At 37.1% G+C, this 24393-nt stretch carries 23 protein-coding genes; 12 read left to right on the top strand and 11 right to left on the bottom strand.

Features of this window, described 5'->3' with window-relative positions; genetic code table 11:
* Positions 1 to 488 precede the first annotated feature (488 nt).
* Both ilvD and NYQ66_RS10320 read left to right on the top strand, forming a co-directional pair.
* Positions 489 to 2171: a dihydroxy-acid dehydratase gene (gene ilvD / locus NYQ66_RS10315; RefSeq protein WP_259869281.1), complete on the top strand. Its 1683-nt coding sequence runs from the start codon at positions 489 to 491 to the stop codon at positions 2169 to 2171.
* 148 nt (positions 2172 to 2319) lie between these two features.
* Positions 2320 to 5754 carry a hypothetical protein gene (locus NYQ66_RS10320; RefSeq protein ID WP_259869283.1) on the top strand — a complete coding sequence of 1145 codons (3435 nt, stop codon included), beginning with the start codon at positions 2320 to 2322 and terminating at the stop codon, positions 5752 to 5754.
* Positions 5755 to 5791: 37 nt separating this feature from the next.
* Here NYQ66_RS10320 and NYQ66_RS10325 read toward each other — a convergent pair whose 3' ends face one another.
* Positions 5792 to 6910, bottom strand: a complete 1119-nt coding sequence (locus NYQ66_RS10325; protein ID WP_259869284.1) for an NAD(P)/FAD-dependent oxidoreductase — start codon at positions 6908 to 6910, stop codon at positions 5792 to 5794.
* Positions 6911 to 7083: 173 nt separating this feature from the next.
* Here NYQ66_RS10325 and NYQ66_RS10330 point away from each other — a divergent pair, with 173 nt between their 5' ends.
* From NYQ66_RS10330 to NYQ66_RS10345, 4 genes are all read left to right on the top strand, one after another.
* Positions 7084 to 8151 (top strand): ABC transporter substrate-binding protein, encoded by a 1068-nt coding sequence (locus NYQ66_RS10330; RefSeq protein ID WP_259869285.1) that lies wholly within the window; start codon positions 7084 to 7086, stop codon positions 8149 to 8151.
* A 78-nt stretch (positions 8152 to 8229) separates the two neighbouring features.
* Positions 8230 to 9216, top strand: a complete 987-nt coding sequence (locus tag NYQ66_RS10335) for an ABC transporter permease (RefSeq protein WP_259869286.1) — start codon at positions 8230 to 8232, stop codon at positions 9214 to 9216.
* Positions 9217 to 9219: 3 nt separating this feature from the next.
* Positions 9220 to 10014, top strand: coding sequence for an ABC transporter ATP-binding protein (locus NYQ66_RS10340; protein ID WP_259869287.1), 795 nt, complete (start codon positions 9220 to 9222; stop codon positions 10012 to 10014).
* Between the two features lie 205 nt (positions 10015 to 10219).
* The gene (locus tag NYQ66_RS10345) at positions 10220 to 11413 is read left to right on the top strand and encodes an aminotransferase-like domain-containing protein (RefSeq protein WP_259869288.1); all 1194 of its coding nucleotides are present in this window, start codon (positions 10220 to 10222) and stop codon (positions 11411 to 11413) included.
* A gap of 309 nt (positions 11414 to 11722) precedes the next feature.
* Here NYQ66_RS10345 and NYQ66_RS10350 read toward each other — a convergent pair whose 3' ends face one another.
* Positions 11723 to 12157, bottom strand: coding sequence for a YueI family protein (locus NYQ66_RS10350; RefSeq protein ID WP_259869289.1), 435 nt, complete (start codon positions 12155 to 12157; stop codon positions 11723 to 11725).
* Positions 12158 to 12334: 177 nt separating this feature from the next.
* On the opposite strand from NYQ66_RS10350, the gene mscL reads away from it, so the two are divergent.
* Complete coding sequence (mscL, locus tag NYQ66_RS10355; RefSeq protein WP_259869356.1) at positions 12335 to 12841, top strand: large conductance mechanosensitive channel protein MscL; 507 nt, start codon at positions 12335 to 12337, stop codon at positions 12839 to 12841.
* A gap of 246 nt (positions 12842 to 13087) precedes the next feature.
* Complete coding sequence (locus NYQ66_RS10360) at positions 13088 to 13558, top strand: hypothetical protein (RefSeq protein WP_259869291.1); 471 nt, start codon at positions 13088 to 13090, stop codon at positions 13556 to 13558.
* Between the two features lie 32 nt (positions 13559 to 13590).
* Here NYQ66_RS10360 and NYQ66_RS10365 read toward each other — a convergent pair whose 3' ends face one another.
* From NYQ66_RS10365 to NYQ66_RS10395, 7 genes are all read right to left on the bottom strand, one after another.
* Positions 13591 to 13977, bottom strand: a complete 387-nt coding sequence (locus NYQ66_RS10365; RefSeq protein ID WP_259869292.1) for an ectoine synthase — start codon at positions 13975 to 13977, stop codon at positions 13591 to 13593.
* Between the two features lie 39 nt (positions 13978 to 14016).
* Positions 14017 to 15288, bottom strand: coding sequence for a diaminobutyrate--2-oxoglutarate transaminase (gene ectB, locus NYQ66_RS10370; protein WP_259869294.1), 1272 nt, complete (start codon positions 15286 to 15288; stop codon positions 14017 to 14019).
* An 82-nt stretch (positions 15289 to 15370) separates the two neighbouring features.
* On the bottom strand, positions 15371 to 15850 hold the full coding sequence (ectA, locus tag NYQ66_RS10375; RefSeq protein WP_259869295.1) for a diaminobutyrate acetyltransferase: 480 nt from the start codon (positions 15848 to 15850) through the stop codon (positions 15371 to 15373).
* A gap of 347 nt (positions 15851 to 16197) precedes the next feature.
* Positions 16198 to 16341 carry a YfhD family protein gene (locus tag NYQ66_RS10380; protein ID WP_259869296.1) on the bottom strand — a complete coding sequence of 48 codons (144 nt, stop codon included), beginning with the start codon at positions 16339 to 16341 and terminating at the stop codon, positions 16198 to 16200.
* A 77-nt stretch (positions 16342 to 16418) separates the two neighbouring features.
* Positions 16419 to 17021, bottom strand: a complete 603-nt coding sequence (locus NYQ66_RS10385) for a DNA-3-methyladenine glycosylase (protein ID WP_259869297.1) — start codon at positions 17019 to 17021, stop codon at positions 16419 to 16421.
* Positions 17022 to 17047: 26 nt separating this feature from the next.
* Positions 17048 to 18004: a calcium/sodium antiporter gene (locus tag NYQ66_RS10390; RefSeq protein ID WP_259869357.1), complete on the bottom strand. Its 957-nt coding sequence runs from the start codon at positions 18002 to 18004 to the stop codon at positions 17048 to 17050.
* Between the two features lie 196 nt (positions 18005 to 18200).
* Positions 18201 to 19664 carry a catalase gene (locus NYQ66_RS10395; RefSeq protein ID WP_259869298.1) on the bottom strand — a complete coding sequence of 488 codons (1464 nt, stop codon included), beginning with the start codon at positions 19662 to 19664 and terminating at the stop codon, positions 18201 to 18203.
* A gap of 517 nt (positions 19665 to 20181) precedes the next feature.
* Here NYQ66_RS10395 and NYQ66_RS10400 point away from each other — a divergent pair.
* Genes NYQ66_RS10400 through NYQ66_RS10410 form a run of 3 tightly spaced genes read left to right on the top strand, consistent with a single transcriptional unit; the run spans position 20182 to position 22418 of the window.
* A complete protein-coding gene (locus tag NYQ66_RS10400; RefSeq protein WP_259869299.1) occupies positions 20182 to 20955 on the top strand; it encodes an ABC transporter ATP-binding protein in 774 nt (257 codons plus the stop codon).
* 25 nt (positions 20956 to 20980) lie between these two features.
* Complete coding sequence (locus tag NYQ66_RS10405) at positions 20981 to 21943, top strand: bile acid:sodium symporter family protein (protein WP_259869300.1); 963 nt, start codon at positions 20981 to 20983, stop codon at positions 21941 to 21943.
* Between the two features lie 28 nt (positions 21944 to 21971).
* Positions 21972 to 22418, top strand: coding sequence for a GNAT family N-acetyltransferase (locus NYQ66_RS10410; RefSeq protein ID WP_259869302.1), 447 nt, complete (start codon positions 21972 to 21974; stop codon positions 22416 to 22418).
* Between the two features lie 337 nt (positions 22419 to 22755).
* Here the strand turns inward: NYQ66_RS10410 and NYQ66_RS10415 are convergent, their stop codons facing one another.
* A complete protein-coding gene (locus tag NYQ66_RS10415) occupies positions 22756 to 22950 on the bottom strand; it encodes a hypothetical protein (RefSeq protein ID WP_259869303.1) in 195 nt (64 codons plus the stop codon).
* Between the two features lie 288 nt (positions 22951 to 23238).
* Positions 23239 to 23361, bottom strand: a complete 123-nt coding sequence (locus tag NYQ66_RS10420; RefSeq protein WP_259869304.1) for a hypothetical protein — start codon at positions 23359 to 23361, stop codon at positions 23239 to 23241.
* Between the two features lie 490 nt (positions 23362 to 23851).
* On the opposite strand from NYQ66_RS10420, the gene NYQ66_RS10425 reads away from it, so the two are divergent.
* Complete coding sequence (locus NYQ66_RS10425) at positions 23852 to 24202, top strand: DUF1360 domain-containing protein (RefSeq protein WP_259869305.1); 351 nt, start codon at positions 23852 to 23854, stop codon at positions 24200 to 24202.
* Positions 24203 to 24393: the final 191 nt, after the last annotated feature.

Genomic DNA, 24393 nt, shown 5'->3' on the forward strand with positions numbered 1-24393 from the left:
GTTTATATTATTTTAGCGGCTACCAGATCCCTTATTTGCCCTTATTTCATTAATTGCGTGTGCATTTTGCTGAAATAGCGTACTGTATAGCCGCTTAGATTTTAAATTGGCCTAAAATAGGAAAATAAGGTCTCTCATAGCCGCTCAGAATTCTAAGGAAATCTTGGCGGTCATGAGATCCGTTATATGCCCTAATTGCATTGATTTCAATGGCATGTTGTTAAAATAGCGTACTGAATGACCGCTCAGATTCAAAAATGGTTAGAAACAGGAAAATAAGGGAACTCATGACCGCTTGCGTTGTATTCTCCCATCATCTTGTGTTACGACGCACTCTATATAAAATCAGTCTTAACAACATCATACAAAATAACGCCTCTATAATATTAGTAATGTCTATTAATACCATTTTCAGAATATAGTAAATATATTGAACTATATAGCAATACATATTATAGTTGATAGAAAGAATGACAGGGGGAATTGCAATGAAAAAGGATTTACGTATTAAAAGTCAGGTGTTTGATGATGCAAAAAGAGCTCCAAACCGAGCGATGTTACGTGCGGTAGGGATTACGGATGAAGATTTTAAGAAACCAATGATTGGTGTAGCGAGCACGTGGAGTGAAGTAACACCATGTAATATGCATATTGATAAACTAGCGATAAGTGCTAAGCAAGGTGCTGCCGAAGCAGGAGGCGTTCCGTTAATTTTTAATACGATCACCGTATCTGACGGTATTTCGATGGGAACAGATGGCATGCGCTATTCTTTACCTAGCCGAGATGTTATTGCGGATTCAATTGAAACAGTCGTTGGTGCGGAGAATTTAGACGGCTATGTCGCAATCGGTGGTTGTGATAAAAATATTCCAGGATGTATGATCGCAATCTCAAGATCAGAAGTTCCTGCGGTATTTGTCTATGGTGGCACTATTTCACCTGGATTTAGAAATGGAGAAAAACTGGATATTGTTTCTGTATTTGAAGGTGTTGGAAAGCATAACAATGGTGATATTAGTGGAGAAGAGCTTCATGGGATCGAATGCAATGCATGCCCTGGAGCGGGTTCTTGCGGTGGTATGTACACGGCGAACACAATGGCGACTGCAGTGGAAGCATTAGGTATGAGTTTACCAGGTAGCTCATCCAATCCGGCAGAATCTAAATATAAATTAGAAGATTGTAGAAAAGCTGGAGATGCCGTTTATAAATTGCTAGAGGCTGACATTTATCCAAAAGATATTATGACAAAGGAAGCATTTGAAAATGCAATCACTGTAGTAATGGCGTTAGGTGGTTCTACAAACGCAGTGCTACACTTGCTTGCTATTGCAAATGCAATCGAAGTAGATATTACGATTGATGATTTTGACCGCATCCAAAAGAAAGTACCACACTTGGCTGATTTAAAGCCTAGTGGTAAATATGTGATGCAAGATCTGCATGAAGTTGGTGGCGTTCCAGCCGTTATGAAGCTATTGCTTGAAAATGGATACCTACACGGTGACTGTCTAACTGTAACAGGTAAAACGTTGGCGGAGAATTTGGCTGAAGCACCATCACTTAAAGAGGGGCAAGACATTATCATGCCATTTGATAATCCAAAACGTAAAGACGGACCACTTGTGATCTTAAAAGGAAACTTGTCTCCAAATGGTGCAGTAGCGAAAGTGTCTGGTGTAAAAGTAAAACGCCATACAGGTCCTGCGCGTGTATTTGATAATGAAGTAGAGGCAACGAATGCTGTCATTGATAATAAAATCAATGAAGGTGATGTCCTAGTAATCCGTAACGTAGGTCCTAAAGGTGGGCCAGGAATGCCAGAAATGCTATCGATCTCGGCAATCCTAGTTGGGAAAGGCTTAGGGCAGAAAGTAGCATTGTTAACGGATGGCCGTTTCTCTGGTGGTACACATGGTTTAGTAGTAGGGCACATTGCTCCTGAAGCCCAAGTAGGCGGACCAATAGCCTTCTTGAAAGAGGGAGACATTGTAACAATTGATTCCGAGCTGCAAGAAATTACAATGGATGTCTCCGAAGAAGAGATCGATAATCGTCGTAAAAATTGGACAGCACCTCCTTTACACGCAAGAGGTGTGCTTGGTAAATACGCACATAATGTATCTTGTTCATCCAAGGGTGCTGTAACAGATTATTTTAATAGATAAGACATATATTTGACCTCCAAGAATAGATTTCTTGGAGGTTATTTTTCTATGATAATATGGTAAATATAGGTTGAAACACAAAAAGGTATAGTGTAAAATTACACTAAACGTTACAAAAGTATTGAGCGCGGGGTGGGAGTGAAACATATTGGATCATATAACGGAGCGTGAAAGACAGAAGGTATTCCAACAAGAACTTGTCCAATTAAGGAATGAAGGTTTTATTTCGCAGGAAATGTACCAAAAACTCATGTCATCCTATGATGATTATCTAAAATTTAAATTCAACCCTAATAAGGATGTTGCTACAGTTACAGAAAATGAAGAGCAAGAAAAGAAACCTATTTTGCAAACGAATGTAAAAAAGGCAGAACCAAAACCATTTGTACAAAAGAAAACTCCAGAACAAGTAAGAGAAAGAAATATTACTTGGTCGCTTATTTTAGGTGTTTTATTTATTTTGGTAGGAGGTCTTGTGTTAGCAACAAGTACGTGGGATCAAATGGGGCCAATATTAAAAGTAATTTCTCTATCCTTTGTTTCCGTCTTTTTCATTGGACTAAGTACAGTCACGAGTAGGTTTCTGAAAATTGATAAGACGGCTTTCGCTTTCTTAACATTAGGAAGTATGCTTATTCCGATTACAATTATAGCGATTGGTTACTTTGAACTCTTGGGGGAGTATTTGTCTCTCACTGGTGATGGTCGTTTTGTCTTGGGATTGATCGGTACACTGGTTCCTTTACCGTTATATTTTAGGTATGCAAGCAAGCACAAATCTAGACTATTTGTATGGATTTCTTATTTGTTTCTAAGTTTATCAGCGGGGTTTGCTATTGCGGCAACGCACGTATCTGTAGATTTCTTTTATTTAGGGATTATGCTGTTTAATGCGCTTCTTCTATATGGGTATCACCGTTTGAAGAACAAGGAAGGTTTAGGGATTTTCCTAAAAGAACTTCCAAGCTATGCGCAGTTAAATCTTGTTGTTTCTACACTATTAATGCTATTTATTTATGAACAAGAAGTCTTTTATAGTTTTAACCTATTTATTACTGCTAGTTTATATATGGCAATGGTATTTTTATATAAAACCAAGGAATACCAGTTTGTGTTTTTAGCCCTATTTGCATATGGCGTTTATCAATTAACGGAGCATTCGTTCTTACAATCGGTGGATGTCGTTATGTATGCGATGATTGGTTTAGCTTATTTAGCTTTCTCTTTCTTCGCAAATAATGATGGATGGATGTCAAAAGTTTTCCGATACACAAGCGGAGTAATATCCGTTTTTGCTTTTATTTATGTGAGTTATCAAGGCTTAATAATAAGAGCCGGTGAAGATTCGTGGATACTCTTGTTAGCGTATTTAATCATAGCCTTTAATTATATTTATTTGGCTTTTTTAACGAACCAAATGATCTTTCGCTACTTAGCGCCCGTTTTCTTGTTTGCAACTGGACTTCAATTGTGGAATAGCTTTTATAAATGGCTACAGGTAGATGAGCCAGGTTTATTTATGTTTGGGTACAGTACACTATTGTTTTTAACATTAGGGATCTGGAATAGGAATAAATATCTTCTTCCAATTAGAAAAAGTACCTATTATACTTCCATTGGTGTCATGCTTTTATGTATGTTATATGAGCTATTAATGGAAAGCCCAATTCAACTTGCAATCATGCTTTTCTCTTTTGGCGCGCTAGCAATTATAGTTGTGCTCCACAGTAAGAAATTAGAAAATAAATTGGCAGGATGGATCTATGCTATTAGTTGGGGCTTGGCTTTACTTGTCCTTTTTCCTGAAATTACAGACCAATATCCTTTATACCAGACGATGTTCGACTGGCCATTTCATCTATCTTTTTCTGGGTTAGTAATCTTAGCTATTAGCTACCTTTGGAAAAAAATCAATAAGAGAGAGTTAGAGAATACGAGCTTCTATATTGCACAAGGGTTATATTTTATTGGTTTATTGCAATTAGTGAGTATATACCAAACGAATGAAACATACGTGCGTCCAATTATTTTACTAATTGGAATTGCATTAGCGGTACAGCTTGTTCAACGAGTGAAAGCGCATGTGTTATGGCTTTTAGTGGCAATGGTCGCTTATAGTTTTTATGCTTCTTTATTAAGCACGTTAGCAATTGACTCTTTTCAGGGAATTATCTTCTTCCTGCAATTTGGAATTGTAATCTTTTTTGCTGTAGAAAAATGGGTAGGGGTAAAGATCACGGGATTGAAGCCATATTTCTTCTGGTTTAGCCACGGTGTGCAGTTTCTATTAATCATGGCAATTGTATTAGATCAGATGTTCTCGAAGACGGTTACCCCTATTATCCTTTTTGTACCGCTTGTAATCTATTTATACAGTACACAATGGCATAAAAAAGAATGGCACGTGAGGCTCCACCTATATGCTGCAATGACAATGGTAGCGCTAGTTTTTGCCACAGTTCTACCTTATTATGATCTATTCCAAGCTGTTGCACCCGTCTATTATTGGCTTGGAGCTAGTTTGATTTATCTAGTCACTTGGTTTGGAGTAAAAGGTGAATGGCGAAAACGTATGGAATATTTTATTGTTCCATTTTCTTTATATGGTTTAGTTGCAATTGTATCTTCGCGTATCTTTGAACATTATGTAGAAATAATTCCATTGGTCGGCTATGTAATATTGAATTTATTCTTTTTGCATAAGCGACACTGGACATTGTTGAATATGATTCCACTTTTATTAAGTATAGCGATGTGGGAACAATTACAACCTACATTTTCAACGAGTAAAAGTCTATGGTTCATTAGTGTGGCTTGTTTCTTTGTCTTAATGGTCGCAGGTCAGCTTCTCCATAAGGAACTTTACAATTGGAAAGCTCAACCTATTCACATCGATTGGTATGCAGTGATTGCATTCATCTATGCCGTCTATGCTCTGAATTTTATCGATCAAGAAGCAGCTATTTGGATGGAAGTGATTCCGTTTTTATTAATTACATTGGGCTTATTTGTTCAGTTGAGAAGAATGATGAAGCCAATAGCAAGAAGGGTCACGCAAACATTAATCGGAGTCAGCCTTTTACCATCGTATTATATTGTCTTTGATGCATACTACGATCGTATTCCGGATTTGATTCAAGCGGAATTAATGATGTTGCCGTTGTTGGCGTTAACGGTCGTTCTAACTGTAACCACTTGGAAAACGCATAAAAAAATGATGCACATGATACAGCTTATTGTTCTAGTATTAATTACTGCCTATCTTGTGATGGATGCGATTCAGAGCAATACGATCTGGGATGCAGTCATCATTGGTTTCCTATCACTATTTTCGATGATTGTAGGGATGCAAGCCAAAATCAAGTCTTACTTTTTTGTTGGGGTAGGTACGTTATTGTTTAACGTCCTATATCAAACGAAACCGTATTGGGGAAATATGCCGTGGTGGGGATATTTATTAATTGCTGGTTTTACACTAATAACTGTTGCAAGCTATAACGAATGGCAAAAGCAATCGAAGAAAGAGGATAAACTAAAGCAATGGATGAAGAAACTTGTAAATAATCTAAAGAAGTGGCAATAGAAAAACGAGGTGGCAATCTTATTTACCACCTCGTTTTTTATTGTAAAGCCCCTGAAACAGGATATAAATTAAGATCAATATCTATGTCTTCACCTGTAGCAAGCTTCGCTAATTGAGCTCCAATAAATGGACCTGTCGTCAGTCCAGATGAGCCTAATCCATTCGCAATTAGAATGTTATCATAATTAGGGACAGCGCCGATAATTGGCAGAAACCCTGGTGTAACGGGTCGAAATCCGACTCGAGTTTCTAAAAGCGAACTCTCTCCTAGTTCCGGAGCAATGCTAAGTGCCTTATCGAAAATTTCTTTCATGCCACTAGTTGTTACGCGAGTGTCTTCAAGTGAAACGTCGTCTTCATGTGTTGCACCAGCAACAATTCTGCCGTTATCAAAAGCTAACAAATAGTGATTGCTTGGTGGCATAACAACTGGCCATTTACTCGTATCTGTATTGGGTATGTGGAAATGAGAAATCTGCGCTTTTTGTGGTTCAACAGCAAGGTCGATTCCTAATGGCTTCAAAAATTCCTTTGCCCATACACCGGCCGTAACAATTATTTTATCGGCTTTCATTTCTTGGTCATTGACAGATACACCGTGAACCTCTTTTCCGGTGTAGTGGATTGTTGCACTTCCTTCGATAAAAGAAGCTCCATGCTTAACCGCTGCTCGACGAAGTGCATCACGCACTTGCCTACCGTCCACTCGTGCTCCTCCACTTATATGTATTGCACTGTACGCATCTGAAAGGGGTGGAAATAACGCTTTTGTCTCTTTAGGTGTTAATCGAGTAATTTCTCCAATTTCCGGTGCGTCTTTACGTCGTTTGTAGGCTCTTTCCTCCATGGCTATTAACTTCTTCTCTTCTTGTCGTAGTGCAATTGCTCCGACTTGTTTATAACCTGTTTCCGTTTCGCCTTGAGACTCCAGTTCTTCAATTAATTTCGGGTAAAATGCAGCGCCTTTTTTTGCTAATTGATACCAAGCTTGATTCCTTCTTTGCGATAACCACGGGCAGACAATTCCTGCAGCGGCATCAGTTGCTTGCCCATGGTCTTTCCGGTCGATCATAACCACCTCAACCCCAGCTTTCGCTAAGTGATAACCAACCGATGCGCCAACAATTCCAGCTCCAACTACTATATGTTTTGGCAAAATAATACTCCTTTATATTTAAAATCTTGTGTTACGATAACGTTTATCTTATCCAAAAAAACAACCTATTCATTTGAATAATTATAACATGTACCCAATTAATTTATTCTGTGATATAATGTATCTCAAATCTTTTGAAAATTTAAAAAAGATAGAAAACGGGGGTAATAGGTATGAACGTTAGGAATAATAAGTGGCTATTTATTTTGGTTATAGCAATGATAAGTATGTTTGTGTTAGCTGCTTGTGGAACGGATGAGGATACTACTTCATCTTCAGAGCCTTCCAATGAGACAGAAGAAGATACAAATCAAGAGGCAGAAGAAGCTGGAGAAGCAGAAGGAGAAACATATGTTATTGGTGCTACACAAATTGTAGAACATCCATCTCTAAATGCTGCTTATGAAGGGTTTCAAGAAGCGATTGCAGATGCCGGTCTAGAGGTTGAATATGATTTCCAAAGTGCTCAAAACGATGTGAATAATGGGAAAACAATCGCAAATAATTTTGTGGCTGATAGTGTAGATCTAATCTTTGCTAACTCTACGCCAAGTGCACAAAGTGCTTTGGCCGCTACGAAAGATATTCCAATTATCTTTACTTCTGTAACAGATGCAGTTGCAGGGGGTCTAGTAGAAGCGATGGATCAACCTGGAGAGAACATTACAGGTGTTCTAGACCTTCACCCAGACGCCATTAAAAATACAATTGAATTCATTGATACTTATTTTGAAGGTTCGAAAGTTGGACTTATTTATAACTCAGGTGAAGCTAATTCAGTTGCTCAAATCGATGCAGTGAACGCTGCGATCGAAGGTACTAGTCTAAGCACAGTGGAACGTACGGTTGCAACTTCTGCAGAGGTACAACAAGCAACAACAACTTTAGTTGGCGAAGCAGATGTGATCTACGTTATTACGGATAATACAGTGGTAGATGCTTTAGAGGCTGTGATCGGTGTTTCGAATGAACAAGACATTCCATTAATTGTGGGTGAACCTAACTCTGTAGAAAAGGGTGGATTCGCTACCTATGGTATTGATTACCACACAATTGGTTACCGTGCTGGTGAAATGGCTGTAGAAGTACTTACTGGTCAAAAAGCAACGTCGGATATCCCAGTGGAGATTCCACCTGAAATGCAGTTATTTATAAATAAAGCAGCTGCTGAAGAACAAGGAATTGATTGGAATGCTGCGTGGGATGAAGAGGCTCAATTCTTAGAAACAAAATCAGAATAAGTAAAGTAAACCGACATTAATTCCGTTAAGGTTTAAGTGTCGGTTTTCTTTTCAAATGTTAGAGGGAGAGATTAAGGCATGTTTTTTTCTATGTTCAGTGCAGTTGAAATTGGAATTATCTACGCAATTATGGCACTCGGTGTTTACTTATCTTTCCGCGTATTAGATTTTCCTGACTTAACCGTAGATGGAAGCTTTGTTACGGGTGGTGCCGTCGCAGCAGTGTGCATCGTTAATGGTGTATCACCAGTGACCGCAACCATTTTGGCAACAATAGCTGGTTTCGTCGCTGGAAATATTACAGGGATTCTAAATACAAAAGGTAAAATAAACCCATTATTATCTGGGATTTTGATGATGACTGCTCTGTACTCCATTAATTTGAGGATTATGGGGGGCAGTCCGAATATACCTTTGTTAACGGAAACAACCGTTTTTAAAATGTTCGGAGACTTTTGGAGTAATACTGGAATTGATCAACAGTTAAATAGCTGGGCAAAAGCATGGGGAGCAGAAGCGGTTCCTAGCACATGGATAGTTCTTTTTATTATGATTATTGTCACGATCATTGTTAAACTAATAACCGACTTTTTCTTAAAGACAGAAGTAGGCTTAGCGTTACGAGCGACTGGTGATAATGAAAAGATGATTAGAAGTTTATCGGCAAATACAGATAATTTAAAGATTGTAGGATTAGGGTTTTCGAACGGATTAGTAGCACTGTCCGGTGCATTAATCGCCCAAAATGATGGATTCGTAGATTTGAAATCGGGGATTGGTATGATCGTTATTGGTCTTGCATCCGTTATTATTGGGGAAGCGATATTTGGTAAGAAGACAATTGTCAGAACCACGTTAGCGGTTATATTAGGTGCAATTATATATCGAATCGTTTTAACATTAGCATTAAAAGTAGAATTTTTGGATTCAGGGGACATGAAAGTGATTTCCGCTATTCTAGTAGTAGGTGCTTTAGTAACGCCTAAATTCATTGCAACAATAAAAGACCAGAGACGTCGCCAACGAAAACGATTAGAGTTACAAGATAAGGCAAAGGGGGCGTAAGTTTTGTTAGATTTAAAAGACATTTCAGTGACTTTCAATGAGGGAACACCGGATGAGAAAAAGGCGTTGCAGGATATTAACTTAACGCTTGAACAAGGTGATTTTGTAACAGTTATTGGTAGTAATGGTGCAGGTAAATCAACGTTAATGAACGTAATTTCTGGTAGCCAAAAGCCTGATATCGGCACAGTGGAGATAGGTAACAAAAACGTTACGTCCTTACCGGAATTTAAACGATCGAGATATATTGGAAGGGTGTTTCAGGACCCAATGGCCGGAACTGCTCCTTCGATGACGATAGAGGAAAATTTGGCAATGGCCTATGCGCGAAATAAGAAACGCGGACTACGCATTGGCGTGACTAAAAAAAGAAAAGAATTGTTTAAAGAGTATTTAAACACCTTACACCTTGGATTAGAAGATCGATTAAACGCAAAGGTGGGTCTCTTATCGGGTGGGGAACGACAAGCGTTATCGCTTTTAATGGCTACGTTCACAGAGCCAAATATATTATTATTAGATGAACATACAGCAGCGCTTGATCCATCTCGTGCGGAGTTGATTACCAAACTCACAGGAGAAGTAGTGGATAAGTTTCATTTAACGACTTTAATGGTAACGCATAACATGCAGCAAGCTTTAGATTTGGGGAATCGCTTAATTATGATGGATAAAGGTCAAATTATCCTAGACGTATCTGGAAATGAGAAACAAAGTCTAACCATTGAGAAGTTATTACATGAATTCAAGCGCATCAGGGGTCAGCAGATGGAAAATGATCGAGCGATATTAGGCTAACAAGTGTGCGTAAAAGTGGGTTTGCACCTCTTTCATGAAGGTGTAAATCCACTTTATTTATGGAATGGTATAATTCTAACTTTAATGCTTGTTGCCTCCTTGTAATCTTAACAAATCATGTTATAATTATAAAACATTATCAGACTTTTCTAAATTATTAATAATATATAGATCTATATAAAATGACGGTAAGGGTGGGAATAACGTGAAGTATGGATTTTCGCATCGAGTTCGCTACATGAAGTCTTCTGCGGTACGTGACATTTTAAAGGTTGTTAACAAAGGGAATGTGATATCTTTTGCTGGTGGATTACCAGATGAGAACTTATTTCCGGTCGAAGCTGTTCAACAAGCTTTTCAAAGCGCCATTGCATCTGGTAATAAAGTATTACAGTATGGAGAAACCGAAGGCGTCCTAGAATTACGAGAACGCTTAGCAGAAAGAATGGCAAAGAAAGGGATACACCGTAATCCTGAGAATATCTTAGTTACCTCTGGTTCTCAACAAGCCATTGATTTATTTGCCAGAGTAATGTTCAATCCTGGGGATATCATTCTGACTGAAAACCCAACCTATTTGGCAGCACTTCAAGTTTTTGAATCATACGAAACCAAAATTGTAGCAGTCGATTCAGATGATGATGGAATGCTAGAAGAGGATCTCGAGGATAAGATTGCACGGTTAAAACCAAAATGTATTTATGTTGTACCAACATACTCCAATCCAGGCGGGAAAGTTTGGTCATTAGAGCGACGTAAAAAGTTACTAGCATTAGCAAAGAAATATCATGTCGTTATCTTCGAGGATGACCCATATGGGGAGATTCAATTTGATAAGGCGCCAGCACCACCATCGATCGCGTCGATGGATAATAATAAGTTAGTGCTCTATACAAGCACTTTTTCAAAAACAGTTGTACCTGCAATGCGAATTGGTTGGATTGTGGGGCCACATCAAATTATTCGATTAATGGCACAAGCAAAGCAAGCAACAGACTTACACACGAATTCAATAAGCCAACATGCATTAATTCATTTAATGAAGGACTTTGATCTGGATGGTCATATTCAAAACCTGCGAGATACGTACTTCCAGCGTATGCATGTGATGAAGGGATTACTAGATAAAGTCGAAAGTGAAGAATTATCCTACATTACGCCCAAGGGTGGTATGTTCTTTTGGGTTAACATGCCAAAGGAAATTAATACATCAGAGCTTTTGAAAGTAGCAGTAGACAATGGGGTTGCATTCGTTCCCGGGGCGCCATTCTATGTGTCTGATCCAGAACAGAATACGATGCGCCTGAACTTTACGAACGCATCTCCAGAACAGATTGAAATCGGGATGGAGCGGTTAGTGTCCGTCATTAATGCACATCAATACGAGCCGGTGATGTAATTTTATACAACGAAAAATAGACTGAAATACGTAGAAGTATTTCAGTCTATTTTTTTTGTTGAAAAACCGACGTAACTATCTCTCACCCGCCATCTATGTTCGATTTTGGCGGCTATCAGATCCCTTATTTGCCATTATTTCATTAATTACGTGTGCATTTTGCTGGAATAGCGTACTGTATAGCCGCTTAGATTTTAAAATCGCCTAAAATAGGAAAATAAGGTCTCTCATAACCGCTTGCGTTGTATTCTCTCATCATCTTGTGTTACGACGCACTCTATAGAAAGGGCGTCATTCAAACAGGCAGTATTATCGTTTAAATAAAGAACCAAAAAAAGATTTTTTTTCTTTCTTTTTCGATTCATTGCTATTCACAGGTTCCTCATTTAATTCAATATCTTCTTTATCTATCGCATAATTTAGTGTCAACACTGCACCAAAGTCGGACTTTGCTTGTTTGTTTTTAACGGAAGTATAAGGGATTTTGTTCTTAGAAGCTAACGCACGGTATTGCTTAAAAAAGCGATAGCTAACGTTTCCGTTCAATAATAAAGTAGAATCCTTATGCTCCTTCATTAACCCGTCCAACTGCTGCAACCCTTTGTTCTTCATTACTTGTCCTTTTGTAAGTGCTAGTAAAACTCTTTCTCTTAAAGAGCCTAGAAATAACTTTCTTTCAGATGGATTTATTTCTTTTGCTCCATAAATTCCTTCTTGCAGCAAATCATCTATATCTTTTTTCATCGTTATCCCTCCTCACAATCGAGTTCATTACTATCTATTATAATTGCTTCATTTAATTGTTTGTACTAGAAAAATGACAGTTTTGAGACGAATCCTATAGATAATTGTATTCATAGCATGTCCGATTATCACATAGTATATAGTAACTAATCTTGAGATAAAAAGGGACTGGTGGAAATAGGATTATTTAAAGAATTTCGGCAGTTTGCATTAAAAGGAAGTGCTGCTGATATGGGGATTGGTTTAGTATTGGGAGCAGCCTTTAGTGGGCTAATTGATTCCTTGGTTACGGATGTGATCCTACCTCCAATCGGCGTACTACTAGCAAAAATGAATTTTTCTAACCTATTTATTACGTTAGGAGGGGAGACGCACTATGATACGTTAACAAAAGCGCAGGAAGCTGGGGTAGCAACAATTAATTATGGGTTATTTATCACCTCGTTTATTCGTTTTGTTATCGTTTTATTTGTTATCTTTTTAGTTATAAGACAATTGAATCGGTGGAAAAAGCCAGGGCAACACCCAGTGGACTCCATGACAAAGAAAGAATGTCCCTATTGCCGGATGTCCATTCCATCGAAGGCAATAAAGTGTCCCAATTGTTCGTCAGATTTGGATGAGGTAGGGGAAAAGCGAATAAAAAATACTTCCTCACCGAGACTGCGGTTTAAAGCAAAGTAAAATGCACGTGGGTTCATTCAAGTATTTTCAAGGGATAGATTACTGTAAAAAGCATGTGATTTCATATTGAATCATATGCTTTCTTTGTTGGGATAGAAGAATTCTAGCTTGTGATCAAAATTGTTAAAAATATATCAATTGGCTTTTAAACACTCATTATATTCTATAAAAAGGGAAAGTACCTTTTTTATAGAATATAATGAGTGTAGTATAATCAATTGTATTTCAAAGAGAGGAGGTAAACCAATGAAAAAATGGTTAGTTCCATCGTTGTTAATTGCTGGCATTATCCTTTTTGGTTGTTCAGATTCAAATAAAGAAACTGATGGGGAAAAGCCTCCACAAGCTATGGTGGATATAGGCGATCAATCCTACGAAACGACGTTAGGTTCTTATTGTTGGAAATCAAATGACCAATCCACCTGTGTCGATATGGCTGGGCCAAAAGAACTTTTAAAAGGTAAGGAACCAATCAAAGTTAAATCTGGAGAAAACATAACTTTTGTAATGAATTATGAGCCACAACCGAATGAGTTTCATGTATTACAGATAAGTGAAAGTAGTGAAGTTGAAGTAAATGTGGAAGATAATCGATTCTCTGCCCCTTTAGAAGAAGGAGTTTTTTATTATTCATATGGCGTGTGGTGGATGGATGAACAAGAAGAAAGAGTATCTAACGGCGATGCTGTCTATAATTTCGCTCTAAAAGTTGAATAATAAAAAAAACCCCACAAGAGTGGGGTTAATCATTAATCTTCATCTACAGGGTATACACCATTCTCATCGTGTACTTCTTTACCTGTTAGTGGTGGGTTGAATACACAAACCATGCTCATACCTGTTTTCGTACGTAGTAAGTGCTCATCATGTTTATCTAGTACATAAAGATCGTCTTTTTTTATAGGCCAAACTTTGTTATCGCTAAGTGTAACAACTTCACCTTCACCCTCTGTTAAATAAACAGATTCTAGGTGATTTTGATACCAAATGTGTGTTTCTGTATTTGGTTTAATCGTAGTATAGTTAACTGTATAGCCCATACCGTCTTTTTTCAAAAGTAGACGTCTAGAGATCCAATTACCTCCATCTACTTCTTGTTCTGTCCCCATTACATCTTTTAAAGAAATTACTTTCATTACGGTTCCTCCTGTTTGCTTTTATAGCTGAAATTAAAGTTAGTTCGTTACTGGTTCTTTTACTGTAGCTTTAATACTTTCTTCAAGAATAGCCAAACCTTGTTTCAATCCATCTTCATCGATAGTTAGCGGTGGGAATAACTTGAATACTTCATCTTTTGGTCCAGAAGTTTCCATGATTAGTCCTAATTCAAATGCTTTAGCAGCGATTTTATTAGAAAGACCATCCACGTCACTAGCAATACCTACCATGAATCCACGTCCACGTGCTTCCCCTTTTAATTCTGGGTATTTCTCTACCATTTCTTCTAAGAAATTCATCATGATATCTGATTTTACTTTAATATCTTTTTCGAATTGCTCGTTCTCCCAATAGCTTAACGCTGATGTTGCAGTGATAAATGCATGGTTATTACCACGGAATGTTCCGTTGTGCTCACCAGGTGCAAACTTATCATGCTCAGGTTTAATTAATGTAATTGCAAATGGAAGGCCATAACCACTTAGTGATTTGGACATACAAATAATATCAGGTTTAATACCTGCAGGCTCGAAGCTAAAGAATGTACCAGTACGGCCAACACCAGCTTGAACATCATCAATAATTAGTAGGATTCCCCAACGCTTACAGATGCTTTCTACTTTCTGAAGCCATTCGAAGCTCGCCGCATTAATTCCACCTTCACCTTGAACAGTTTCAAGAATCATTGCTGCAGGAATTGCAACACCACTACCGCTATCATCTAAGAAACGCTCCAAATAATCTAGTGAATCTTGATCATCTACATAATTGTCGTAAGGCATCGTCACCACGTTTTGAAGTGGGATCCCAGCACCTTTACGTTTCATTGAATTACCTGTAACCGATAGAGAACCAATTGTCATACCGTGGAATCCATTTGTAAAACTAATAACATCTGTTCTTCCTGTTACTTTACGTGCAAGCTTTAGCGCACTTTCTACTGTGTTTGTTCCAGTCGGTCCAGGGAACATAATTTTATAATCCATGTCTCTAGGATTTAGGATTGTTTCGTTAAATTTAGTTAAGAACTCTGCTTTTGCACTTGATGCCATATCTAAAGAGTGCGTAATTCCGTCACTTGTTATATATTCAACTAATTTCTTTTGCATTACTGTGTCGTTGTGACCGTAGTTAAGTGCTCCTGCACCGGAGAAGAAATCGATATATTCTTTACCAGCTTCATCCCACATTTTATAACCTTTTGCCTTTGTAAAAACAGTTGGAAAGCTACGTACATAGCTACGTACTTCTGATTCCATATTTTCAAAAATATTTAAATTATGAGTCACGTTTAAATTTCCTCCTTAGTATTTACGTACATCTTTAAGGTATGTTTTACATACCCGATATCCTTAAAGTTAAACCCTTGAATTATTTTTCAATTGGTCCAACGCGGAAGTTCAATTCTTCTTCATGATCATCGCCAGGAAATAATTCTTCTTTGAAAAATTCAGTGACAGTACATTCTGTCTGATGATCACGTGCTAGTTTACGGAATAATGATTGAGACGCATTATTGGATGGAGTTACAGTCGCTTCGACAAAGCGAACATCTTGGCAGTATTCTCTTTCAATCAGGTGATTTAAGAGTCTAGATGCGATTCCTTTACCTCTCTGTGAAGAATCTACACCTACTTGCCATATAAATACCGCATCTGGTTTTTCTGGAGGGATAAATGCAGTTACGAAGCCAACTAGTTTATCATCTTCTTTAGCAACAACACACGTTTCTGCGAAATACTCACACATCATAATGTACTTATAAACAGAATTTGAATCTAACGTTGAATTGTTTACTAATTCCCACATTGCTGCTCCATCTTCAACCTTTGGCTTTTCAAATGTAATCACTTTTTCTGGAGCAGTTGCAGTTGCTATTTGACTATTAATGATAACGTCTCCCTTCGAATACTTTTATTGTTCAACTTTTTGTAACATATATTATGATATAGAGATGCTTGGTTTTTATCAAACGAGTTATGTAGCGATTAACAAGCGTTAAACGCTCTAAGCAATGATTAGTGTCAATAAAGTACGACAACTTATTAAATGCTACCGTTTTGTTAATAATCCTTACAAATAATTCATTTTTGAATATAATCTAAATAGTCTGAAAATAATGAGGCGTTGTTCTTTTAGGCTTTTTCATTAAAAAAGAAAACGATGGATAAGCCCACCGCTTTCTTTATAACTTTTTTTTATTTTTTTTGAGTTGCTCGGCGATCTGCTTTATTCATCCGCTCAACAGCTTCTAAATCTTCAGAATCCGCCAGTTCATAAGAAAATTCTACATCTTCAGCTTTTTCTACAGGTAGCTTTTCCTTGTTTTGTTTTTTAGCCATACCCGACCATCCTCCTGCTAAATATAATAGAACTTCGAAATTAGTATGGATTTTTATTTCAAATGCTATGCATGCATCTACCTTGATACAAAGGTATTTCCTTTTAACCAAAATCTCCAAGGATAATTTTTTGCTTCTCCTGCATTGTCGATTCCGATTCGGGGACCTGTGCTTACCATTTCACCCCTTGTATCACCTTTAGCAATCCATAGAGGATTATCCGTAAGTTGATGGCCGTAATCGTCCATTGTTATGCCTAATGCTTTCGTAAGCTTTCCGGGCCCGTTAGTCCAGTCGCGTTCTTTCCCAATTTTATTCCGTCTTTTTCTCATTAATTCAATATTATAATAAGGTTCTATTGCACGTATCAAAACAGCTTCAGGATGGTCGACCTTTCCACTTACTACATTAAATAAACAATGCGTATGCATCGAATAAGTGTACGTATAGCCAGGTGGTCCGAACATTACTTCTGTTCGCTTCGTCCTTCTATTTTGGTAACTATGTGCTGCTTGGTCTTCTGGTCCGATATAAGCTTCGGTCTCCACGATCGTTCCTGCAGCTATTCCTTCTAATGTTTCTTTAATGATGATGCATCCAAGAAGTTGCTCTGCCAAATCAAGTGTTGGTCTCTTGTAAAATGTACGTGGCAACGGTTTAAGTGATGAAATGTTCTCCACAAAGAAAACTCCCTTATCCTACAGTGCTAATTCCTAATGATAATGTAAACCAGGTAAATGATATATGCAGTAGCTAGTATGGCACCCTCACCTCTACTTATCGTACGTTTTGTACTTGAAAAAACAAGTAGAGCGATTGTTAGAGTAATCATAATGATGATATCAAAAAATATTTTACTTTCAATCGCTAATGGTGTAATGGTAGCTGTCGTTCCGAGTACAAATAGTATATTAAAAATACTACTACCAACGACGTTTCCTAGTGCTATATCGCTTTGCTTTTTAAAAGCTGCCATAACAGACGTAACTAATTCAGGTAGGGATGTACCAATTGCGACAATCGTAAGACCGACTAGCGTTTCACTCATGCACCATGCATAAGCGATTTCAGTACTGCTATTAACGACAAGGTTTCCACCAAATATGATAGCTCCTAACCCAATTAGGGTAATGAAAATATTTTTCCCCCACTCTTTCGTGGATGTGGTTACTGTCTTATCCAAAACATGTTCACGGTTACTACGTGCTACTTCAAAAATATAGCTCATAAAAATAAGCAAAAATAGCAGCAAGATAATGCCATCAGACCTTGTAAGGATATTAGTAGCTGTACCTTGTAAAGTAACATCAATTATCAGAATATATAGAGCCACGCTAGTAAGGAGTGTGAATGGTATTTCCTTCCGAATCGTTGCGCTTTCCACCTTTAGTGGGAAAATAACGGCTGTTAATCCAATAGCGAGTGTAATATTAAAAATATTACTACCAACGACATTACCAAGGGAAACGCTCGCATTACCTTCCACAGCAGCAAGAATGCTGACGGTTGCTTCCGGAGCACTTGTTCCAAAAGAAACAATGGTAAGGCCGATTAATAGAGGAGAAACGTGTAAAGCTTTAGCGATTTTAGATGAGCCATCTACAAAAAAGTCAGCCCCTTTGATTAACAATACAAAGCCTACTATTAATATAAGATAATCAATTATAGCCACCACCAATTCAAAAGTATAAATATATGTTTTTCCATTCGAACAAATCGTATTCTTCCACTTATGTAGTATATAGATCTTCCGTTTATCATTCCCCTGAAGCCCTTTATGGTAACGTCTTTTTAAAGGAAAGATTTAATCATGCAAAAAAATGCCGTTCAATATTGAACGGCATCAAATGGAAATACTATTATTTTGCAGTTTCAGGAACAGATAGGCCAAGTCCTTCTGCAATGCGAGTTCCTAATTCAGGATCTACTTTATAGAACAATTCAATTTGACGTAGTTTGATTTCATCATAATCTACACCACTTAAGTGATCCACAAAGTTTTGAATTAAACGAGTACGCTCGTCATCATTCATTACATTACGGAATAGATTACGTGGTTGAGAAAAGTGATCGTCACTATCATAAGCAACACTATCAGCGAAACCAGAAACTTCAAAGGGACTAGTCTTGTTTTCAGGTGTTTCTTTAAGACCATTAAAGCTATTTGGCTCATAATTTATATTATTTCCGCCATTTCCGTCAAAACGCATTGCGCCATCACGTTGATTGTTATTAACTGGTGATTTCGCGCGGTTAATTGGTAATGCTTCATGATTTGCTCCAACGCGGTAACGGTGCGCGTCGGAATAAGCAAATAGACGACCTTGAAGCATTTTATCAGGAGATGCTTCAATTCCAGGTACAAAGTGCCCTGGTGAGAATGCTGCCTGCTCTACTTCGGCAAAGAAGTTTTCAGGGTTTTTATCAAGCACCATTTTACCAACTTCGATTAATGGATAATCCGTATGTGGCCATACATTAGTAACATCAAATGGATCAATATGGTACGTTTTTGCATCTTCGTAAGGCATAACTTGTACTTTAAGTGTCCATGATGGGTGGTTGCCATCTTCAATAGCGTTATAAAGGTCTTCAGCGTGATAATCAGGGTTTTCACCTGCGAGTTTATCAGCTAAAGCCACATCTAGGTTTTTAACCCCTTGATCTGTTTTAAAGTGATACTTAATCCAGAAAGCTTCTCCATCTTTATTTACCCATTTAAATGTATGGCTTCCATACCCGTTCATATGACGTAATGTTGCAGGAATACCACGGTCAGAGTGAAGAATTGAAATTTGGTGTAAAGATTCCGGAGATAAAGACCAGAAATCCCAGACCATGTTAGCGTCTTTTCTTCCAGTACCTGGGTGACGTTTTTGTGTATGAATAAAGTCAGGGAACTTTATTGCATCTCTAATAAAGAAGACAGGTGTATTGTTACCTACTAAATCATAGTTACCTTCTTCTGTATAAAATTTCACAGCGAAACCACGAGGATCACGTACTGTGTCAGCAGATCCTAGCTCACCAGCAACAGTAGAGAAACGAATGAACATTGGAGTTCGTTTACCAACTTCTGATAAAAAGTCTGCTTTTGTATATTTAGAAACATCATTAGTCACTTCAAAATAACCGTGTGCACCAGTACCCTTAGCATGCACAACACGTTCCGGAACGCGTTCACGGTTAAAGTGTGCAAGTTTTTCTAAAAGGTGTACATCCTGGATTAAAGTAGGTCCACGATGACCTGCAGTAATTGAATTTTGGTTATCGCCAACCGGCGCTCCTGATGCTGTTGTTAAGTAATTTTTTTCTTTACTCACTATGTGAACACCTCTCCCTATAATTGTTTAATGAATAATACATATCTTATTATAATACAAACTTTATAAAAATCAATGTTTAATTAAAATAATTATAAATAGATAGTTAATCTATATAGTGTTTATTTTGTGTGTGAAGAAGTTATGTGTAAGTGGGAGATGGATTAGGGATATTTGCTAAAATAAGATAAAAAAAGAGAGAAGGTATTTTTATCTACCCTCTCTCATATGTTTGGAAACATCCTTATAGAATTTGTTAATTGGGGGTAACAAATAATTGATGAGCTTGGGATGTGTCCAGATTTCGCAATTGGATGTGTATTACAATTATCATTATACATGATAATGAGAATCATTTTCAATATCTTTCGTGATATAAATTTCAAAAAATGTGATTATTATTAGTTCATCATAAATGAGAATGAATAGCTTTCTCTTTTGAAAGCCGTGGTACTCGAAAATATTGTAATAATAAGAGATAATAGATGAAGATGATTAATTAAAGGAGATCCGTGCAATGTTAGAGTTAAAGAACGTTTCGCTAATGAAAGAAGGAAAATGGATTTTAAAGGACATAGATTGGAACATACATAAAGGGGAGCACTGGGCTATGCTAGGGTTAAATGGTGCGGGAAAGACAGCTTTATTGCATATGCTTTGTGCCTATTATTTTCCGACAAAAGGTGATGTGAACGTACTTGGACATCGGTTTGGGAAAGATCCCTTAGGAGATAAGCTTCGTAAAAAGGTAGGAATTGTTTCCTCTTCAATCCAACAAAGGATTTATGAGACAGATAGTGCATACCAAATCGTATTGAGTGGTGCATTTGCGTCCATCGGTCTTTACGAAACACCAACGGATGAGATGAGAGAGAAGGCACAGCGGTTATTAAAGGAAATGGGTAGCTTTACATATGCGAACCGCAGTTATCGCACTTTATCGCAAGGGGAGAGGCAGAGAGTGTTGATTGCAAGAGCACTAATGGCTGATCCTGAATTACTGATCTTGGATGAACCAACGAATGGATTGGACTTTTTAGCTAGAGAGCAATTGTTAGAATCAATTGAATCACTTGCACAAAAAGAAAGTTCTCCTTCTATTATATATGTCACGCATCATGTAGAAGAAGTGCTACCATGTTTTGATCACACCCTGCTATTAAAACAGGGCCAGGTATTCACCGCTGATCAAACGAAATATGTACTTACAAATCAAGTGTTGTCCGAATTCTTTGGTATTCCTGTTGAAGTTAATTGGGATCGCACAAGGCCTTCGCTTGTAAAATTATAACAAAATCAAACCTTGGGGTAATAGTATGCTTATACGATTAAATAAAAAAATAGAAAAGATCATGCCAATAATTGCGCCATTAAGTGTCATTATTGGTGTGCTCTTAGCATCAGGATTAGCACCTCTCTCTTTTCTAGTCCCTTGGATTTTTGCGTTTATGACTTTTTCAGGAAGTTTAAGTTCAAGCTTCAAATCGCTACAACGTGCAATAGCCAATCCTTTTCCAATCGTAATTGTGCTAACAATCTTACATGTTTTCATGCCACTCCTGGCTTGGGCAGTTGGCTATATTACATTTCAGGATGATATGTTAACGATAACTGGCTTTATTTTGGCGATGGTGATTCCAACTGGTATTACTAGTTTTATTTGGGTGGCAATGTACAAAGGGAACATTGCTTTAACACTATCCATTATTCTTATTGATACGATCCTTGCGCCATTTATTGTACCTAGTAGTCTATCTATCTTGGTGGGCCAGTCAGTGGAACTGGATAGTTGGAATATGATGAAAGGTTTAATTGGTATGATTGTTTTGCCATCCTTAGCTGGAATGTTTCTAAACCATATAACAAACGGGAAAATTACAGATTCTTGGAGCCCAATATTAGCGCCAATCTCAAAGTTGGGATTGGCCAGTGTCATTATGATTAATAGTGCTGTAGTTGCTCCATTCCTTAGCCAAATCAGTTGGAAGCTAGTTGGAATCGCGGCTGTTATGTTTGGTATTGCTTTCTGTGGATACTTATTATCGTGGACGATCGGCACCATTTTGAAAAGGGAAAAGGATATAGTGATTGCATTAACATTTACAGGTGGAATGCGGAATATTAGTGCTGGTGCCGTTATTGCAGTAGCATTTTTCCCTCCACCTGTGGCAGTGCCTGTGGTGATTGGGATGTTGTTTCAACAGGTACTTGCATCCATTTATGGACAATTTATTGGCAGGTACTATGCTGAGCCAACGGTACAAAATCAATACGATTAATTAAAAAAAGTGAGAGTTGGCGCAAGCTATGATTCAACCATTGGTTCATAAGAATGCCGCGGTTGCAAAGGACATTTTAGACATTCAAATCCCTGCTTATCAAGTAGAAGCAGCATTAATTGGGTTTAATGAAATTCCTCAACTGTATGAAGATGTATCCTCTATAACTAGGAGTAAAGAAACCTTTCTTGGATGGGTAGAAAATAACCGCATCTTAGGTGTGATTTCTTATGAGGTAGAAGAGGAAAGTGTTGATATTTGTAGATTGGTTGTTAATCCAAATCATTTCGGAAAAGGAATTGGGAAGAACCTAGTCTTATTTGTGATTGAACAAATTGCTTCAACTAAAACTGTATTCGTTAGTACTGGGACTAAAAATAATCCAGCAAGGAAGTTATACGAGAAGCTAGGCTTTCGTCATATAAATGATGTTGAAGTGGCTCCAGGAGTTTTGTTGGCTCAATATAAAAAATAATGGATGCCGATGCTAAGTGCATTTTTTTCAACCAAAATAAAGAAATATTATTCCTCTTAAATGTAGTCAAAGAAAAAACTAACTGTTATGTACAGAAATAACAAGAGTATAACGAGAATGAACCAAGAATAATAATGTTTTTTGCCAGCCAATATAAAATATATAAAAGCTAAAATAACCCCAAGAAGAACAAACATAAATATAACTGACAAAAGTATAAAAAATAAAAACATCTAAAACATCCCTTTGTAGATCATAGGCTTTATTAAGAAATCTGTCATTATATTGCTCTAGCTTGCGTTTCTTTACGGGATATAAACACCCTGTTAATAAAGGTTTATCTCTGTTTTTTCTTCTCGGCAATTACCCATCCTATATAAATAAAGTAACCAATTATAATTGGTAGAATACCAATGTAGTTATGTTCCTTTGGTATGAATAGGAACAATGCAGTTGCGATAGATAAGGCAGGAATCATCATCCATAACCATATTCTTACCCGTTTATTTTTTAAGCTTAATTCAAAATCCATTAAATTCACCTCTGTTCGATCAATTCTTCTCAAGTTCATTATTAATATAATTTTAACATATTTTTCTAAATCATAGTTTTGTTAACAGTTAATTGTGATTAATTCGCAGGTCAAAAAGAAGATTCACTATTGTAGATAAATAACAATAAAAAACGCTTGGATTTCAAATCCAAGCGTTTTTTTTTTTTTTTAATCAAGCTATAATATGGTGTTGAATTTACTGTGAAATCATATGTGTGTGATTTGATATTTTCTCCACAGTAAGTAAACGTATCTAAAAATATGGTATCACTTTTTATGAAATAAGTTGTAAAAGGAATGAACAATTTCAATTCCTTGATAAGCCAATAAAGATAGTGCAGTAAAAGAAAAAATTCCTATAAAGATCATGCGTGAGATGTGAATAATCATGACCGTTCCCCCTTCTAGCAAATTTCCGAAATTATGAGGAAAAACGGTTTGTTCCGAGATAAGATGACTGATAAAAAATAGTTATTAAAAAAGGTTTTTTAAGTAATCGTATAGGTGGTAGCGCAAGACCAATCATAATAGTTATCGAGCTTATAATGAAGTAGGTCGTCGTGTTTGGTAACAAAAAGGGGTTAGAATTTTTTGTTGACTCAGGTTCATAGGTTATTATTTCACTTTCAACGATTACATGATCTAAATCATTGTTGAATATAGTGGTTGCGTTTCCTAGTAGGGTTATAGAAATAATACTTATACATAAAAGTAGTAGAAATCGGCGCAAGCATCATCCCTCCCTTGTAATCATCCATATTAGTTTAAAAAATTTAAAATGTAAATAAGTACTTTGGAGCATTATAAATGAACGCAAAAAGGATAACTTAATTTGTCTGACCGAATAAGATGGAGTAATTCCACTAAATGAGGTGATACAATGCTTTCTTGGTATATGTTTATATTACTCGGTTTGGCAACATTTCGTTTTACAAGACTTATTGTATTTGATACGATAACTAATTTCTTGAGAGAACCATTCCACGAAGTCAAAGAAGAAGTATTAGAAGATGGTTCTATAGAGGAAGTTATCCATATAAAGGGAAAGGGCATTCAGAGATTTATTGGAGAATTACTAAGCTGTCAATGGTGTTTCGGTGTATGGAGTGCAGCGATTATCTTTGTAGGCTATACATTATTCCCATACATGTTCTTTCCTATAATTGTTATACTCGCCTTGGCAGCAGTTGCATCGATCATTCAAGTTGTACTTGATTCCCTTCGTTATTAAAACATATACCCTAGACAACTTCTGTCTAGGGTTAGTTAAATAATAGCGAATATAGCGGAGACAAGTTGTTCGTAATGTGATGATACACAGACTTTTAGGAGCTAATGCTTCACCAAAAACGGTGCCGCCATATCAATGTCTATTTTTTTACTCTTCTTCTTCTACCGCAATTACACCCGGCTCTTCTTCCT

The organism is Aquibacillus koreensis, assembly GCF_025154055.1.
Lineage (GTDB): Bacteria > Bacillota > Bacilli > Bacillales > Amphibacillaceae > Aquibacillus_C > Aquibacillus_C koreensis.